This is a genomic window from Providencia sp. PROV119 (assembly GCF_028482435.1).
Lineage (GTDB): Bacteria > Pseudomonadota > Gammaproteobacteria > Enterobacterales > Enterobacteriaceae > Providencia > Providencia stuartii.
On sequence record NZ_JAMPQL010000019.1, the window covers coordinates 21,716 to 38,441 of the forward strand.

At 42.0% G+C, this 16,726-nt stretch carries 15 protein-coding genes; 10 read left to right on the forward strand and 5 right to left on the reverse strand.

All coding sequences use genetic code 11. The features are described from left to right. Positions 1-115: 115 nt before the first annotated feature. From PSF11_RS15155 to PSF11_RS15170, 4 genes are read left to right on the forward strand one after another with little or no spacing between them, the layout of a single operon-like run. Positions 116-1,084 carry a siderophore ABC transporter substrate-binding protein gene (locus PSF11_RS15155; RefSeq protein WP_004917406.1) on the forward strand — a complete coding sequence of 323 codons (969 nt, stop codon included), beginning with the start codon at positions 116-118 and terminating at the stop codon, positions 1,082-1,084. Positions 1,085-1,087: 3 nt separating this feature from the next. After that, positions 1,088-2,050, forward strand: a complete 963-nt coding sequence (locus PSF11_RS15160; protein WP_004917404.1) for an ABC transporter permease — start codon at positions 1,088-1,090, stop codon at positions 2,048-2,050. After that, the gene (locus PSF11_RS15165; protein ID WP_004917402.1) at positions 2,037-3,020 is read left to right on the forward strand and encodes an iron chelate uptake ABC transporter family permease subunit; all 984 of its coding nucleotides are present in this window, start codon (positions 2,037-2,039) and stop codon (positions 3,018-3,020) included. Before PSF11_RS15160 ends, PSF11_RS15165 begins: the two co-directional genes overlap by 14 nt. A 1-nt stretch (position 3,021) precedes the next feature. Next, positions 3,022-3,777, forward strand: coding sequence for an iron ABC transporter ATP-binding protein (locus tag PSF11_RS15170; protein WP_004917400.1), 756 nt, complete (start codon positions 3,022-3,024; stop codon positions 3,775-3,777). A gap of 186 nt (positions 3,778-3,963) precedes the next feature. On the opposite strand, the gene PSF11_RS15175 is transcribed toward PSF11_RS15170, so the two are convergent. From PSF11_RS15175 to PSF11_RS15185, 3 genes are all read right to left on the reverse strand, one after another. After that, the gene (locus PSF11_RS15175; RefSeq protein WP_004917397.1) at positions 3,964-5,385 is read right to left on the reverse strand and encodes an NAD(P)/FAD-dependent oxidoreductase; all 1,422 of its coding nucleotides are present in this window, start codon (positions 5,383-5,385) and stop codon (positions 3,964-3,966) included. A gap of 1,054 nt (positions 5,386-6,439) precedes the next feature. Continuing rightward, positions 6,440-6,877 (reverse strand): helix-turn-helix domain-containing protein, encoded by a 438-nt coding sequence (locus tag PSF11_RS15180; protein ID WP_072502726.1) that lies wholly within the window; start codon positions 6,875-6,877, stop codon positions 6,440-6,442. A 423-nt stretch (positions 6,878-7,300) separates the two neighbouring features. After that, positions 7,301-7,948 carry a DUF1028 domain-containing protein gene (locus PSF11_RS15185; protein ID WP_072502727.1) on the reverse strand — a complete coding sequence of 216 codons (648 nt, stop codon included), beginning with the start codon at positions 7,946-7,948 and terminating at the stop codon, positions 7,301-7,303. Positions 7,949-8,098: 150 nt separating this feature from the next. Here PSF11_RS15185 and PSF11_RS15190 point away from each other — a divergent pair, with 150 nt between their 5' ends. Next, positions 8,099-9,658 (forward strand): ABC transporter substrate-binding protein, encoded by a 1,560-nt coding sequence (locus PSF11_RS15190; protein ID WP_004917390.1) that lies wholly within the window; start codon positions 8,099-8,101, stop codon positions 9,656-9,658. On the opposite strand, the gene PSF11_RS15195 is transcribed toward PSF11_RS15190, so the two are convergent. Then, a complete protein-coding gene (locus PSF11_RS15195; RefSeq protein WP_172955137.1) occupies positions 9,655-9,834 on the reverse strand; it encodes a hypothetical protein in 180 nt (59 codons plus the stop codon). The genes PSF11_RS15190 and PSF11_RS15195 overlap by 4 nt on opposite strands. On the opposite strand from PSF11_RS15195, the gene PSF11_RS15200 reads away from it, so the two are divergent. From PSF11_RS15200 to PSF11_RS15220, 5 genes are read left to right on the forward strand one after another with little or no spacing between them, the layout of a single operon-like run. Further along, complete coding sequence (locus tag PSF11_RS15200) at positions 9,755-10,702, forward strand: ABC transporter permease (protein WP_014657400.1); 948 nt, start codon at positions 9,755-9,757, stop codon at positions 10,700-10,702. The genes PSF11_RS15195 and PSF11_RS15200 overlap by 80 nt on opposite strands. After that, positions 10,699-12,501: a dipeptide/oligopeptide/nickel ABC transporter permease/ATP-binding protein gene (locus PSF11_RS15205; RefSeq protein WP_072502728.1), complete on the forward strand. Its 1,803-nt coding sequence runs from the start codon at positions 10,699-10,701 to the stop codon at positions 12,499-12,501. Before PSF11_RS15200 ends, PSF11_RS15205 begins: the two co-directional genes overlap by 4 nt. Further along, a complete protein-coding gene (locus PSF11_RS15210; RefSeq protein WP_004917382.1) occupies positions 12,498-13,292 on the forward strand; it encodes an ABC transporter ATP-binding protein in 795 nt (264 codons plus the stop codon). Before PSF11_RS15205 ends, PSF11_RS15210 begins: the two co-directional genes overlap by 4 nt. Before the next feature lie 54 nt (positions 13,293-13,346). Beyond that, complete coding sequence (locus PSF11_RS15215) at positions 13,347-14,117, forward strand: FadR/GntR family transcriptional regulator (RefSeq protein WP_072503014.1); 771 nt, start codon at positions 13,347-13,349, stop codon at positions 14,115-14,117. A 4-nt stretch (positions 14,118-14,121) separates the two neighbouring features. Then, a complete protein-coding gene (locus tag PSF11_RS15220) occupies positions 14,122-15,171 on the forward strand; it encodes an osmoprotectant NAGGN system M42 family peptidase (RefSeq protein WP_014657402.1) in 1,050 nt (349 codons plus the stop codon). Between the two features lie 74 nt (positions 15,172-15,245). Here PSF11_RS15220 and PSF11_RS15225 read toward each other — a convergent pair whose 3' ends face one another. Next, positions 15,246-16,568, reverse strand: coding sequence for an MFS transporter (locus PSF11_RS15225; RefSeq protein WP_004917375.1), 1,323 nt, complete (start codon positions 16,566-16,568; stop codon positions 15,246-15,248). Positions 16,569-16,726 lie beyond the last annotated feature (158 nt).

Genomic DNA, 16,726 nt, shown 5'->3' on the forward strand with positions numbered 1-16,726 from the left:
GTTCTTTTTAGAAGCTGCTAGCCGCGCTGAGCATTGATGCGTTTACCAAATCGGGTAGATTTATCGGGCTTAAAGCGACAACTCACATTATTTAGAGATAGATGGAGGAAATTGGATGTTTGTAAAATCACTAACTTCAGGGCTCGTCTTAGTGTCAGCCTTAGTATTGGCTGGTTGTGATCAATCTAAAGAAAAGGCAGAAACTTCTGCACCGGCAGAGAAACAAACGATCACTATCGAGCACGCTCAAGGTAAAACAGAAGTTCCTCGCCATCCTGAAAAAGTGTTTGTTATGAGTATGGAAACACTGGATATTATGGATGCCTTAGGCGCCCCAGTCGCTGGCCTACCAAAAACAAACGTTCAATTACCTGAATTTTTATCTAAGTATAACTCTCCGGATTACATCAACGCAGGCACACTATTTGAACCTGCTTATGAAGTGCTGAGCAATGCACAACCTGACTTAATTTTAGCTGGTAGCCGCGCTCGCGACGCATACGACAAACTCAGTGCTGTTGCGCCAACTATCTCAATGGATATTGATAATAAACGCTTTATTGATAGCTTAACTGAACGCACAACTGAATTAGGTATGCTATTCGGTAAGGAAGAACAAGCTAAAAAGCTGGTTTCTGATTTCAAAGAAAAAATTGCTCAAATCAAACAAAAAACACCAACCGCAGGTAAAGCGATGGTGATCTTAGTGAGTGGCGGTAAGATCTCTGCTTATGGTCCAGGCTCACGTTTTGGCTTCATCTTTGATGAATTGGGCTTTGAGCCTGCTTATGTCTTCACTGAAGATACAGGCAGACATGGCAACATTGTTAACGCAGAATTGCTAGTCAAACTGAATCCAGATTGGTTGTTTGTCATTGACCGTGATAGCGCAATTGGCCGCACAGATGCTCAGCCAGCAGCCCAAGTTTTAGACAATGCGTTAGTAAGAAAAACATCGGCATGGAATAAACAACAAGTGACTTATCTTGATCCGTCTGCCGTTTACATCGCTGGTGGCATTCAAACTTATTCTCAGTTAATGGATGATGTTAATAACGCATTAGAAAAAAACCAAACAAACTAATCAATGAAAACGCTTTATCTTTTTTTTGGAATTATCGCCTTATTGGTATTAGCGGTGATGAGTTTGTTTATTGGAGCGGGTGACGTGTCACCCGTTTCACTTTTCACCGATCCAGAGATGCAAGACATCTTTTTTATCAGTCGTATTCCTCGAACTATTTCCTTGATCCTAGCAGGCAGCGCTATGAGTGTTGCTGGGCTTATCATGCAACTTCTAACCCAAAACCGTTTTGTTGAACCCTCGTTGGCGGGAACAACACAGTCAGCGAGTTTGGGTTTATTATTTGTGATGATACTGTTCCCTACCGCCGATATTATGACCAAAATGGTAGTGGCAAGCGGGTTTGCATTGCTGGGTACAATGCTGTTTATGATGCTGTTGCGCAGGGTTATCTTAAAATCAGCGCTGATTGTGCCGCTGGTCGGCATAATGTTAGGAGCCGTTATTAGCGCACTGACAATCTTTACCGCGTATTCATTTGACCTGCTACAGTCATTAAGTGCTTGGATGAGCGGGGATTTTTCTAGCATCATTCAGGGGCGTTATGAGCTTTTATGGCTAGTCGGTTTACTCACATTACTTGCTTGTTGGATTGCGGATAGTTTCACGGTTGCGGGTATGGGTCGTGAGTTTGCCATCAACGTGGGGCTAAATTACCGTAAGGTAATGACAATTGGTTTATCGATTATTGCACTGATAAGCGGGGTTGTTGTTGTCGTTGTCGGGGCATTGCCATTCTTAGGACTGATTATCCCGAATCTCATTAGTTTAATTATGGGAGACAATATTCGTAAAACGCTGCCATGGATCTGTATTGCTGGCGGAGGGTTAGTTTTACTCTGTGATATTGTCGGTCGCTTAGTCCGTTATCCATTCGAAATACCTGCAAGTGTGATTTTAGGTGTTATTGGCGCCATTATTTTCCTTTTTTTACTGTTGAAGCAGCAGCGTTATGCAAAAAGTTAATGCATCAGTGGTGTTACCCAAAAAAGGGATGACACCATTACAAAGAATATGGCTATTACTGGGGCTGTCGGTTATAGCTATTACACTTTTTATGACTATCAATCTTGGCAATAACCTTGCTTATATTTTGCCACACCGAGGTTATATGGTGCTGACGATGATTCTGGTCGCTTTTGCTTCTGGGGTCTCGACCGTTCTTTTTCAGACCATAGCCAATAATAAGATATTGACGCCCTCTATTATGGGTTTAGAGGCGTTATTTATTTTATTACAGTCAATCTTTGTGTTTTATACCGATAGCTTCCCTGCGTCTTGGTTACTCAATATTGGGAAGTTTTTGCTAGAGTCATCGCTACTCGTTCTATTCTCCGTATTACTTTATCGCTGGTTATTTGTTTCAGCTAAGTTGAATATCAACCTCGTTTTGATGGTTGGTATTATTCTTGGTACGTTATTTAAAAGTACGGCGACGTTACTACAGCGGTTGATGGATCCGAATGAATTCTCAATTCTACAAAGTCGTATGTTTGCGACTTTTACACGAGCGACCCCTGAGCTGATCTTCTTTACTTTAGCAATTACGCTAGTCGTTGGTATTTTGCTGTGGCGTATGCGCTATTGTTTCGATGTTTTAGCTCTCGGTCAGGCAAATGCGATCAATTTAGGAATTAACTATCGCCATAAAGTGACGGTGATTTTATTACTGATATCGATATTAGTGGCGGTATCGACAGCATTAGTAGGGCCATTAACTTTCTTAGGGTTAATGGTGGCGAACCTTGCTTATTTTATTAGTGGTAGTAGTCAGCACCGTTATCTGTTGCCCGTCTCTTTCTTATTAGGAGTGATTGCGCTTATTGGAGGGCAATTGATCCTTGATTACGGCTTGAACATGGCGGGTACGCTATCTGTTGTGATTGAGTTTATCGGCGGCATATTCTTTATTTATATGGTGTTAAGAAGGTTTTAGTATGATTGAAATTAATCAGATATCGAAAAGTTATCAGGATACTAAGGTCTTAGATAACATCACAACAACGATTAAAAATAGTGGTATTACATCGATTATTGGGCCTAATGGAGCAGGTAAGTCGACGCTTTTATCAATCATTGGGCGCTTATTAATGGCCGATTCTGGGCATGTGAAGGTTAATGAGCTAGATGTTGTAAAAACGCCAAGTGATAAGCTAGCGACTTATTTGTCAGTGTTGCGACAAGAAAACCAGTTCGCAAGTCGATTAACCGTTGAAGAGTTAGTTGGTTTTGGTCGCTATCCTTATACAAAAGGGCGTTTAACCCTTGATGACAAAAAGAAAATCGATGAGTCACTCGAATTCTTAAATTTATCTAACTTGCGTCATCGTTATTTGGATGAGCTATCAGGTGGTCAACGGCAAAGAGCCTATGTGGCGATGGTTTTATGTCAAGACACTGAATATGTGCTGTTAGATGAACCACTCAACAACCTTGATATGAAGCACGCGGTCATTATGATGAAATTGCTGCGTCGCGCGGCAGACGAGTTAGGCAAAACGATTATTTTGGTGATCCACGATATCAATTTTGCCTCTGTCTACTCCGACCATATTATCGCTATGCGAGCAGGGAAGTTAGTTTATCATGGGGCGCCTAATGACATTATGAAGGTCGATATCATCGAAGATATCTTTGATACTCCTATTGAGATTAAATCTGTCGATAATAAATTGATAGCGATGTATTACTAAACGAAGTCATTTTATTTTTATAAAAAAATAGCCTCTATTGCTTGTTAGCATAGAGGCTATTTTATTGAGCTATATATCAAACGCAGTAGCAAAGCTACAAACCATTCACGCGCCATTCCAATCACTCTTCACCTAATTAGCATAAGTGAAGAGTGCATCCAAATCCCGCGTAAAAAGCGTTTTATATTACTCGCTAAAACGAGAAAGTCTGTATGGACGTGGATCGATGATAGGCTTAGTATCCATCAATAGATCAGCAGTCAACTGTCCAGATGCAGGACTTTCTGTCATACCCCAACCTGTTGCGGTGTTGATAACAAGGCCAGGGTATTGTTCGATTTTCGAAATGATTGGGATCTCATCGTCAGTTGGGCTAACAGTGCCGCCCCAACGCTCAACCACTTTAGAGTCTTTAAACACAGGGAATTCATTTCTAAGTCTTTCTAGAACGCCATCCAAGTGCTCATTGTTTGGTGTGTTAGTTGCGGTACGGAACTCTTCAAATGGCGTTTTCTCATCCAGCTTCCATGAGGTTGCCATGGTGAAGGAGTTAAAGAGATCTTTACCGATTGAGAATTCTAATGGCAGCTCTCCGCCTCCGAGTAGGTGTAAAAAGCGAGGGCCTAGCAGGAAGCTATCTTTAACGATAGAACTGGTAAAGATACGTGGTGCTACCGCATAAGTACCATCAGCTTGTTCACGGAAGTGAATACCGTTTGGTAGATGCACGTTTCCTCTCGGTGCACCAGGCACGCCAGTAATACGCTGTTGAGATAGGTAAACGTTCAGTGTAGGAACATCAACGCCTAGGTTACCCATAAATAGGCGAGACCAGATACCACCAGTCAGCACTACGTTAGATGTTTTGATGGAACCTTTTTCGGTCACAACGTCGGAAATCTTACCGCCAGCGGTTTCTATGCCCCTTACTGCACAGTTGGTATAGATACGGATCCCGATTGATTTGGCGTAGTTAGCCATGGTTGGTGTAACCACTTCTGGGTCGAGACTACCTGCGTCTTCTTCAAATCCACCGATTTTCCATGGAGTTTGTGCATTAGGTAAGCGTTTTGCCAGCTCTTCACCTTCGATCATGCGAGTTCTTAAAGGTGTATCAAAACCTGGGTTTTCTGCTGTCTTTTTGATCCACTCTCTGGTGAGTTCTAGATCTTTTTCGCTAGAAGGAACTTCAACACGGCCTTGAATGCGGTAACTTGTATCAGCACCGATTTTTTCATTCATGCCAGTCCATAAAATTTTTCCATAGTGGTGTAATGGAAAAATTTCTGGGGAAGTTTTGTAGCTAATAATTTGGCTATAAGCACGGCCTGATTGTTCGCCGCCTACAACGCCTTTTTCACAAATAACAACGTTCATCCCCCTTTCGGTGAGATTAATTGCAGTCATAATACCTTGAAGGCCTGCACCGATAATAACGGCATCAGCGGATTTTGGTAATGCACCTTCTGTGCCTGCTACAGCAGGAACACGAGATTTGGTGGATTCAAACCGACCTTCTCTGCGGATCATTGGAACAACCGCAGCACCACCTGCGAGAACACCCGCAGCACCGACCCCTAAAAGTAGTTTTCTTCTCGAGATTTTCATCTATAACCTCAATAATAACCTTAGTTTTTATATAGTAAATAATTACAATTTAAGATAATCATATTATCATATTTCATGATGTTGTTAACTATGGTTAATATTTGTTAACAAAAGTAAGAGAAATGTGAATATTCATAATCAGAAATAATCAAGCCTGTAAGGGGTTTGCGAGCTATTTTAATAAAATTCAATCTTTTTAAGAGGGCAGAAAATAAAGTGAAATGTCAGATAATGTGTACAGTGATTTTTTAATCAACTTAGATGCGGTGGATATTTGTTTCGTAGAGTGAGTAATTAGCAAAAATACTAGAATGAGCCAAGTGTTAAACAATGCTATATTGTGTGGTTAATAAGGGTAGGGGAATGAAATATCCGATTTTATGAGGGTTGGTGGTTATCCTTCTTTTTACTCTTGAAAGGTTAAATAGATAAAATACGTATTAGTTTAAAAACATTTAATTAAATATCTAAATGTTTGTGTTTTTTATATTGTCGTTTTTTTGAACTAAATTCTCAATTTTTTCAGTAACAGGAAAATTCGTGGCGTCTTTTTAGGTTTACACTATTTTAAAATAAAGTTGAAAAAATATATTTTGTTATTGAAACGCCTATTAGGAATATATTTTACCTCTGATTTATCATTAAAAAACATGAAGATATGTTTATCTCTTTGTCTGTTGATAAAATAGTCAAAGACGAATTCTTATCCAGTTTAACCCTTTCAATAACGACTGTTACTAATAATAATCCTAAATTTGTTTATTTTTTTAGTCACACATAGTGGTAAAAGTAAAATATACGACTAAGCTGGTTAAAGTGTTATCTAAATAAGTAATCCTTACAATAAATCAGGTTTTTTATTTAGGCAACAGTTTGAGTTATCTATTTTTTAACCAATTGGCATACATAGTTTGTGCTTATTATCATCATGCCAGAAAAATCATGGATTAAAAGTTTGGCGAACCCAGTGGGAAATGACAATTAATTCACTTAGGTAGAAGTGCTTATTTAGTATAAACCTCTATTATTGGAGTGTAATTTATTATAGGGCGATTTATTCCTTTTTAGAATTAACTCTCTTTATTTTGGCGCCATTGAGTGGCTTGAGCTGGACGGAATAGGTCTCTAAATTTTTTCTATTGTGATTGGAATAACGTATTTCATCGCGTGTTGCGCTATTTTTATCTTTAATAAAGTGTCTGATATATTGGCTGAGTGATGGTGGTGTGACGGGAGCAGGCTCTTTATTATTGCTACCGTTCGCGTATTCGTGGAAAATTTTTTGTATAAAACTTGCGCCATCAATCTCCAAGATCAATAGAAATTTATACAGTAAATCAATTGTGAGTGGCGTTATCCCGTTTTCATAGCGAGAAATTTGTTGCTGGCTGATCCCCATTAATTTGGCTAATTCTTTGCCCGTGATTTTCTTCTCCTTTCTTGCCTTGCGTAAAAAGTAACCCGATAGTGTACTGAGTTTGTTTTCTTCCATTATTTAGTTTTCTACTCATCGCCTCTATTTGGGCGCTACTATAACGAGTCTGCTGTAGGTGTAAAAATGTTTATACCTAATAAACAGTGATTTTTGATAGTTTATAACTATTGTTATGTTTATTTTTATTGGAAATGCTGATTTACACTATTGGTATTCACGTAATTTTTTGGAAAATTGAGAGCTTAAATCTATGAAAACATCGTCATTTTAAGAAGGTTATTTTATTTATATTTCGAATTATGACGTAAAAAGAGTAAATGTGTTTACTAATTTGTTCTATTTGAAATAGTTAATTGTCGCCTAAAATGTTTCATTTTGTTACATTCTGTCAAAGGTTTGACGGCTATTTTAGAGATAATTTCATATTATGAGTATTAATTTCCTAAGTTGAATTACGTGATTGCTGTTAAGTGAGGCTGACTATTCATTTCCAGTGGGAATTTGTGCGAAGAAATCGGCGTAGTCGCTTGAGCATATTTGATGCAGAATAACGTTTAAGTCAGATAAAGGTTGTTGTGACCAATCAGCGCGAATATCAATATCTGCATATTGGCGACGGTGCCATATTTTGAGTGCCGCTGAACGAATTCCTCGATAATCACCTCCCGCTTTTTCACCCGCTTTCATTGCCATTAATAGCCTATTTGCTAGCGCTAATTCTGAGTATTTATGGTAGGTATCGTATAGCGCGTGTAAAACATGCTCTCCTGCGAGCATATTACCTGCAATCGCTAAATTGGTTTCAGATAAGCCACCACACCAAGGTAAACATGCCTGTCCAGTCCAATGCGCACTGGTGCCTTGTTTATCAATAATGATCAATTGCCTTAATGTGGGGGCGGCATCTTTTTTAAGCAAAACATCTAAACAGGTTTTAGCTGGCATAGCCTCTCGAAGGAATTCAACTCCCGTTATACCCGCCATGGGGTTGGTCATGGCTTGTGTGGCAATCGCACCATGATGACTTGCTCCATGGAGAACTAATGCCCCTACTGCGGGACCACCTGTTGCGGTTATTGCTCCAATTTCCCCCGTTTTTGCACAACGAGCGACGATAGAAAAAGTCATTTTACACCTCATAAATTAGACACCGATCAAATTTATCATTATAAATTATTGCGAGAAAGTTAATTTATCATCATAAATAAAGAAAAAGAGAATAATTTTAACAAAATTGACACATATCACAGCATCGTCACCACACCAGGGAGAACAAATATGGGCATGTGTTTACGCAGATGGGTAGCCACAGTTTCACTTCTCTTCGCTTTTTCATTTCCGCTATGGGGCGATGAAAACAGCCATGTATTGTTATTAGGGCAAGTGGCTGAACCGCAATCATTAGATCCTCAGGTGGCGACGGCTGCCAATGATTCACGGATCTTGGTGAATATTTATGAGGGGTTGGTGCGCAATTCTGATGGTTCATTAAAGCTTGAGCCTGCACTGGCCGAATCATGGAATGTGAGTGAGGATGGACTGACTTACACATTTCATTTACGCAAAGGGGTTCGCTTTCATGATGGATCACCATTAGATGCACAAGCGGTTAAGTTTACGTTCGAACGTATGCTTAATCGTGAGCATCCTTACTATCATACAGGGCCTTTTCCTTTATCATTTTTCTTTTCTGTTATCGACAACATTGAAACGCCCGATAACGCCACGGTGATCTTCCGGTTAAAAGAGCCGTTTGCTCCTTTTTTATCCAATCTTGCAACCCCCGCAGGTTTGATTGTCTCGCCAACCGCCGTTAAACAATACGATAAAAATTTTGGTCGCCATCCAAGTGGGACAGGGCCTTTTAAATTTACCGAGTGGACGGCGAATCAGCGTGTTGTTGTGGAAGCCAATGATCAGTACTGGGGAGGGCGACCGTCACTGCAATATGTGGTTTTTCGCCCAATAACTGACGCTAATACTCGCGTGGCTGAAATGCTGTCGGGAGGGATTGATGCGATGGTTGAAGTGCCCGCGGATAATGTACCACTGTTTGCCTCTGATAAACGTTTTCACTTGTATCAAGCAACAGGCCCGCATGTTTGGTATGGCATGTTGAATGCATCACGTCCACCATTTGACGATGTGCGTGTCAGGCAAGCCGTGAATTACGCAGTCAACAAACAGAATATCGTTAAATATATCCTTCAAGGCTCCGCAGATGTTGCACAGGGGCCAATCCCTTCAGCTTTCGATTGGGCGTTTGATCCTGAAACGGAGGCTTACCCTTACGATCCTCAAAAAGCGCGTGAATTGATTAAAGCGGCGGGAGCAGAAGGGCAAAAAATTATTTTTTATGTCACAGAGGGAGGATCTGGCATGTTGGATCCGATCCCGATGGCGACAGCGATTCAGGCCGACCTAAAGGCCGTTGGGCTGTCAGTTGAAATACAGACTTTTGAGTGGAATACCTATTTATCAAAGGTGAATTCAGGGCTTAAACAAGCACATATGGCGGAAATGGCATGGATGACGAACGATCCTGACACCTTACCCTTTTTGACGCTGCACTCTGGATCATGGCCAGAGAAAGGGGGATTTAATTCTGGCTATTACGCGAATAAACAACTCGATAGCTTATTAGATAAGGCAAGAGTAACAAACGATATGGCTGAGAGGGCACGGCTTTATCGGCAGGTACAAAAGAGAGTTCACCAAGATGCGCCATGGCTGTTTGTGGCAAATTGGAAGCAAAATGCGGTCGCCAGTGCGCGGATCAGTAATTTTAAATTACAGCCAAATTTTAATTTATTGCTTAAAGACGTTCATAAAGATTAACGGATCAATTGGCTTAATTTCACGGCATAACAAAGTAGCGAGCCTTTACTCGGCATTACAACGGTTACGACGGGAAGATTTACTGGGGAAGAACCTATGTGGCTATATTGTGTTAAACGAATTTTAGCGACGATACCCATTTTAATTGGGCTCACGCTTATCGTATTTTTCATCATGGCGTTGATCCCTGGTGACCCCGCTCAAGCACTGCTCGGGCCATGGGCAACACCAGAGAATGTGGCGCGGGTAAAACAGGAACTTGGTTTAGATAAGCCGCTATATCAACAATATTTTATCTGGATAAGTAATTTATTGCAGGGGGATTTTGGGCGCTCATTCGTACTCAATCGTCCTGTCACTGACGAGGTATTAGAACGTTTTTCAGCCACCTTAATTCTTGGGGGCAGTGCGCTGTTGCTCAGCTCTGTTTTAGGGTTGCTGGCAGGCATTATTTCGGCGATCCGTCAGTTTAGCTGGAGTGACAAAATGATCACGCTAGCCGTGTTACTGGGCATTTCGATGCCATCGTTTTGGATCGGCCTATTGATGATCATGCTGTTTGCGGTACAACTGCAATGGTTTCCTGCGTCAGGGATGTATTCGATTTGGCAAGGCGGTGGGTTCGGCGACTTATTGCACCATCTTGTTCTGCCAGCAGTGACGCTCTCTTTAGTTGCGACAGGGGTCATTGCTCGATTAACTCGTACTGCGATGTTAGAGGTCTTGCGCTTAGATTTTATTCGTACAGCTCGAGCAAAAGGACTTAGCGAACGCAAAGTTATTTTTCGTCATGCTTTTCGTATGGCGCTCGTGTCAGTGATCCCCGTTATTGGGATTCAAGCTGGTTTTGTTCTAGGCGGTGCTGTCTATATCGAAACCGTATTCCAGTGGCCGGGGCTAGGTGCCATGTTGGTCAAAGCGGTTGCGACACGTGATCTCTTTTTAGTGCAGGGCGGTGTTTTAATTGCAGCAGCAGCCTATGTATTTATTAATTTGTTTGCTGATTTGATGCAGGCACTTTTGGATCCGAGGTTAAAATCATGAGCCAAATTACTACACCGGTTATCCAGCCACGTTATCGCCAATCGGCTTGGTCTTTGTTAATGACTAATCGTTTAGCTGCATTAGGGCTAGCGATCTTATTGGTCATCATGTTGTCAGCATTACTAGCACCTTGGCTGCCACTGCCTGATCCCGATAATACGGATCTCATTAATCGATTATTACCTGTTTTTTCTTCGGGTCATGTGTTGGGAACCGACCATCTTGGGCGTGATATCTTGTCACGGTTATTATGGGGAACACGGGTATCACTGCTTGTGGGGATCTCTGCGACGTTAATTGCAGCCGTATTAGGTACGCTAATTGGCTTAATTGCCGGCTATGTTGGGCAGCGAACTGATACCCTATTGATGCGTTGCATCGATATGTTAATGGCTTTTCCTTATATTTTACTGGCATTGGCGATTGTCGCTGTACTTGGGCCGGGCTTACTTAATGCGTTATACGCGATAGCTTTGGTTAATATTCCCTTCTTTGCACGTAATATTCGAGGGCTAACAGTAGGCTTGCGCGATCGTGATTTTATTCAGGCGGCAAGGTTATCAGGTAAAAACCATATTCAAGTTCTATTAACGGAAGTTTTACCGAATGTATTGCCTATTATTGTCGTGACTATGTCAACCACGATAGGGTGGATGATTTTGGAAACGGCGGGGTTGTCGTTTTTAGGGTTAGGAACACAGCCGCCGAATGCCGACTTAGGATCAATGCTAGGGCAAGGTAGAGCACAGATGTTCGTGGCGCCCCATGTTGCATTAGTGCCCGGCATTATGATTTTTCTTATCGTCATTAGCTTTAATTTATTAGGTGATGGCATTCGCGATTTACTTGATCCAAGACTCAAATCAGGGGCTTTGCATCGCTCGCAACCAGTGACAGAAACCGCACGTATTGATATTCCAGCACGTACGGAAGGCAGCAAGGCGGTGTTAGAAGTGAAGTCACTGTGTGTTGGTTTTCGTCAAGGGCCTCTATTGCGCCCAACGGTTAAAAATATCAGTTTTTCAGTGGCGCGTGGTGAGTGTTTAGGGCTGATAGGGGAAAGTGGCTCTGGTAAAAGTGTTACAGCACTGTCCATTATGGGGCTATTAGCTTCCCCGCCAGCGGTGATCACCGGTGGTGGGATCTATGTTAATGAAGAAGAGATGTTGTCATTATCTCTATCGGCGCTACAGCAACGCCGTGGCGCTAGAGTCTCTTATATTTTTCAAGATCCGTTGACGACACTGCATCCACAGTTTTCGATAGGTGCACAATTACAAGAGGCGATCACCGCTCACCAATCCCTTTCCGATCAACAAGCGAAGAATAAGGCGATTGAGTTACTTGAGAGTGTTGGTATTCCATCAGCAAAAGAGAGTTATCACGCTTATCCCCATCAACTTTCTGGAGGGCAACGCCAACGTGTTGGGATTGCCATGGCTCTTGCGAATGATCCGGTGTTAATTATTGCCGATGAGCCGACAACGGCACTGGATGTCACTGTACAGGCACGCATTTTAGAATTACTCAATAAGTTACGTCGTGAAAGAGGGGTTGCGCTACTTTTTATTACCCATGACTTTGCGGTGATTAACCAAATTTGTGATCGGGTGGCGGTGATGCAGCAAGGCCAAATTGTAGAAACGGGCGCAACACAAACGGTACTTCATCAGCCACAGCACCCTTATACGCGTCGCTTGATTGCCAGTGTGCCAAAACTGGGAGAAGGAAAAGCATTTCTTACCCATGTTGCAGATATTTATAGCGCTAAGCCAGACGCGGTGCAGGAGGTGTCATGAATAAGGTCATTGAAGTCAATCAATTGGTAAAAACGTTTGGTCGCCCACCTAACCTTTTTCATCCAACAAGTAGAGAAGTTAAAGCCCTAAAAAACATCTCAATAGATCTTTATGAAGGTGAAACATTGGCGATCGTTGGGGAAAGCGGTTCGGGGAAAAGTACTCTTGCCCGTATTTTAGTTGGATTGGAGCAGGAAACATCAGGGGAGATCCGCATATTGGGAAAAAACCGTTCTCAGTGGCAAAAACAAGGAGCACGAGCCTTCGGTCAAGCTATCCAATATGTTTTCCAAGATCCTGTTGCATCATTGAACCCACGTAAAACGATCGGAGAAACCTTATCCGTACCTTTAAAGTACCTTAAGCAGATGAATAAATCTGAACAAACCCATAGATTACATGAATTACTCGAGGCCGTAAGTATGCCATTGGATGCGCTGGCATGCTATCCACATGAGTTTTCGGGTGGGCAAGCTCAGCGTTTAGCGATTGCACGAGCATTGGCAGCCGATGCACAGATCCTCGTTCTCGATGAGCCTGTTAGCGCATTGGACGTTTCGGTACAGGCGCAAGTGTTGTTGTTGCTACAAGAGCTAAAAACACAATTTTCGTTATCTTACTTATTTATAAGTCATGATTTAGCCGTCGTTGAATCAATTGCTGACAGAGTGGCCGTGCTCTATTTAGGTGATTTGCTAGAATGTCAGGAAACTCATCGTTTATTTGCTGCCCCTGAACAGAGTTATACCCAGAATTTATTGACCAGCGCGCCAAGGCTCTCTTTTGAGTAAAAGGCGAGTGTGGAGATGAAAAATAGAACAACAGACGACGGCCGGAAGAAAAATATGAACACAGAGAAACAGCCGATGACAGAAACAGGACGAATTAAACGCACGGATGAAATTGTGAATGCGATTAAAGAATCGATCATGGCGGATAATTTAATGCCAGGTGATCGACTGCCACAAGAGAAAGATCTGATAGAGCGTTATAGCGCCAGTAAAAGCACCGTTCGAGAAGCTTTAAAATCGCTAGAAGTCCAAGGGTTGATAAAAACGAAAACGGGGCCTGGTGGCGGTGCATTTATTGATTCTATGACAGAAGCGCGAGCGATGAGTTTACTGTCTAATTATTTGTTTACACGGGATGTTTCGATAAAAGACATTTATACCTTACGTAAATTATTAGAGCCTGTGGTGGCAGTTAGCGCTATCGACAATATGGATAATGAAGGTTTTCAAAAACTGTATGACACGATAGCGATTTATGATCATGAGCCAGTTGATGAAGCCGAACGTTGGCAGCAGCGGATGGCCGAATTGGATTTTCACGCTGTTGTTGCGAGCTACTCTGATAACGTACTTTTAGTGTTTATCTGTCATTTTCTTCAACGGTTGCTTAAGGATTTGGCGATTTGCAAAGATATCTACTTAAAGCCTGAACCTGTCGATCGTCGACAAGGGATTGACTATCAATATCAACTTATTGACGCCATGCGCCGTAAAGATGCTCCTAGAGTGAAAGCGATTATGGAAGCGCATATGGCGTATGCGGAACAAGCCATGCTGGCCTTGCAAGCAACCTTACAAGAACGATTTTTAAGTGAAGACAGGTAATGACATGATTGATCAAGATTATCTTAAATCTGTATTAAAGACGCTATTACAAACGCCTAGCCCTGTAGGTATGACAGAGAATGCCGTAGCGCAGACTCATCAATGGCTCGCAGAATTAGGTTTTCAACCGCAATACACCCGCCGAGGTGTGCTACATATTACGTTAGGCAATGGTGAGCCCAAAAGGGCACTAGCGGCACACTTAGATACTCTCGGTGCAATGGTGACACAATTAAAGCCGAATGGGCGATTGGCACTACGTAACACGGGAACATGGGCCGCACGTTTCGCTGAAGGAGCGAGAGTCACAGTATTTTGTGACAACAACCAATATCGGGGAACTATTCTGCCGTTAAAAGCATCGGGGCACCGTTTTAATACTGAAGTGGATACCCAGATTGCCGATTGGGATAACCTTGAAATCCGCCTTGATGCACCTTGTTATAACCATGCTGATTTATTAGCACATGGCTTTAATGTAGGGGATATGGTTGCAGTCGATGCACAGCCTGAGTTTATTGATAATGGTTTTATCGTCTCTCGCCATCTTGATGATAAAGCGGGCTGTGCAGTGTTATTAGCTGCATTGAAATCGCTGGTGGATGATAAAGTACTGCCTGAAGTGGCTTGCCAAATCATGTTTACCATTTCAGAGGAAGTCGGTATTGGGGGAACGCATGGCTTTGGTGCTGAAGTACAAGAACTGTTAGCCATTGATAACTCGGTGTCGGCTCCCGATCAAACAACGCGGGATGATGCGTTAACATTGGCATTTCGTGATAGAACAGGTCCATTTGATTTAGCTATCACACGCCACCTACTTAAGCTGTGCCAACAGTATGATATTCCTCATGTGAGAGATACCTTTAAGCACTACCGCTCAGACAGTGCCGCTGCCGTCGATGCAGGGTGGGATATCCGCGTGGCATTGGCTTGTTTTGCACTGGATAGCTCACATGGTTGGGAAAGAACGCACGTTGATTCACTGGTTGCATTAGCCACCTTGGTCAGACGTTATATTGAAAGTGATTTAGTGCCATTACCAGGGCAGTAATGGATTTAGGTAAAAAACGTCAAGGATTTGAAGCGACCCCCAATGATTGGGGGTCTTTTGATTGTATAAGTTAATTAATGGCGGTCATTTAAATACTCAGGCTCTTTAGGCAGCTGGAAGCAGCAAAATAAGCAGATACACAATACAACCATGACATAGATAAAAAAGGCGTTTTCTGCGCCGCTGGCTTTAAATTGTAGTGCAACAGAGGGAGCCGAGCCGCCAAAAATAGCATTCCCTATCGCATATGAGACCCCAACACCTAACGCTCGTAAATGAGGTGGGAACATTTCAGCTTTTACTAGCCCACTAATAGAAGTGTAAAAACTTAACAGCATCATTAAGAAAATCAGTAATAAGGCGATAATGATAGGAGACTGAGCAAAATAACGCATGCCAATCACCATCACTGGGTAGATAAATAGCAGCATGGATAGCGTGAAGGTAATCATTGCTGCTCGGCGGCCAATTTTATCAGAAATAATGCCGAACACAGGTTGAGACAGCATGAACACAAAGAGTGATACGGTCATAATGTAACCAACCACTTTGCTATCAATACCGATGTTTGTGAGATAGGTCTTTGAGTAAACGGTTATAATATAAAAGCAGAGAGAACCTGCGGCAGTATAACCAACGACTAAAAAGAAAGATTTCCAATGCTGTTTTAGAAGAGCGATTAAAGAACCTGACTCTTTTGCTTCTGATGCTTCATTACTTAAGGTTTCATCAAGGCGTTTTCGAGCAATTAATGAGACTATCGCTGCAATCCCCCCAATGACAAAAGGAATACGCCAAGCACCATCCTGTAGCTGTTGTTCAGTGAGAAACGCTAATAAAATAACACTGAGCAAGCTTGCTAATAACTGCCCTCCGGATAATGTGACATATTGGAATGAAGCAAAAAAGCCCCGTTGTCCTTTAAGGCCGAGTTCACTCATATAGGTTGCGACGGCACCATATTCGCCACCGACAGATAAGCCTTGCAACAAGCGCACGAGTAGCAATAACAATGGTGCAAACATCCCGACTTGCTCATAAGTTGGCAAGGCGGCAAACAAGAAAGAACTAAACCCCATTAAATAAATGGATGCGACCATCGAACGCTTTCGACCATGGCGATCAGCAATCCGACCAAATAGCCAACTACCAATTGGACGCATAAAGAAACTTGCAGCAAACACCCCCCAGACATAGATAGATTGCGTCAGTGGATCCATATTTTGCGGAGTAAGCGCTTTAGTAAAATAGGCAGCAAAAACAGCGTAGATATAGAAATCAAACCATTCCACTAGGTTACCAGAAGCTGCTCCAACAATTCCTCGAATGCATTTTGATCTTGCATTGGCATCTAGCGTTGCATCCGTTCTTTTTACATTATCTTGAGATATTTCCAATTTATCACCACCGCAATATTAGTTAACAATAATTCAACAAATAGCGGTATTTACTTAGTGAGTCAATATTTGACGGTAATATAAATTAAATATTGAGATCAATATCCTGTTTTTCATGTCATTTTTAGATAACTAACAACACTAAATGTTTTAACTAA

Coding starts and splice junctions, on each gene's coding strand:
- PSF11_RS15220 (WP_014657402.1), top strand. CDS start 14,122: ATGATTGATCAAGATTATCTTAAATCTGTATTAAAGACGCTATTACAA.
- PSF11_RS15155 (WP_004917406.1), top strand. CDS start 116: ATGTTTGTAAAATCACTAACTTCAGGGCTCGTCTTAGTGTCAGCCTTA.
- PSF11_RS15200 (WP_014657400.1), top strand. CDS start 9,755: ATGTGGCTATATTGTGTTAAACGAATTTTAGCGACGATACCCATTTTA.
- PSF11_RS15180 (WP_072502726.1), bottom strand. CDS start 6,877: ATGGAAGAAAACAAACTCAGTACACTATCGGGTTACTTTTTACGCAAG.
- PSF11_RS15160 (WP_004917404.1), top strand. CDS start 1,088: ATGAAAACGCTTTATCTTTTTTTTGGAATTATCGCCTTATTGGTATTA.
- PSF11_RS15215 (WP_072503014.1), top strand. CDS start 13,347: ATGAACACAGAGAAACAGCCGATGACAGAAACAGGACGAATTAAACGC.
- PSF11_RS15210 (WP_004917382.1), top strand. CDS start 12,498: ATGAATAAGGTCATTGAAGTCAATCAATTGGTAAAAACGTTTGGTCGC.
- PSF11_RS15190 (WP_004917390.1), top strand. CDS start 8,099: ATGGGCATGTGTTTACGCAGATGGGTAGCCACAGTTTCACTTCTCTTC.
- PSF11_RS15185 (WP_072502727.1), bottom strand. CDS start 7,948: ATGACTTTTTCTATCGTCGCTCGTTGTGCAAAAACGGGGGAAATTGGA.
- PSF11_RS15170 (WP_004917400.1), top strand. CDS start 3,022: ATGATTGAAATTAATCAGATATCGAAAAGTTATCAGGATACTAAGGTC.
- PSF11_RS15165 (WP_004917402.1), top strand. CDS start 2,037: ATGCAAAAAGTTAATGCATCAGTGGTGTTACCCAAAAAAGGGATGACA.
- PSF11_RS15195 (WP_172955137.1), bottom strand. CDS start 9,834: ATGATGAAAAATACGATAAGCGTGAGCCCAATTAAAATGGGTATCGTC.
- PSF11_RS15205 (WP_072502728.1), top strand. CDS start 10,699: ATGAGCCAAATTACTACACCGGTTATCCAGCCACGTTATCGCCAATCG.
- PSF11_RS15175 (WP_004917397.1), bottom strand. CDS start 5,385: ATGAAAATCTCGAGAAGAAAACTACTTTTAGGGGTCGGTGCTGCGGGT.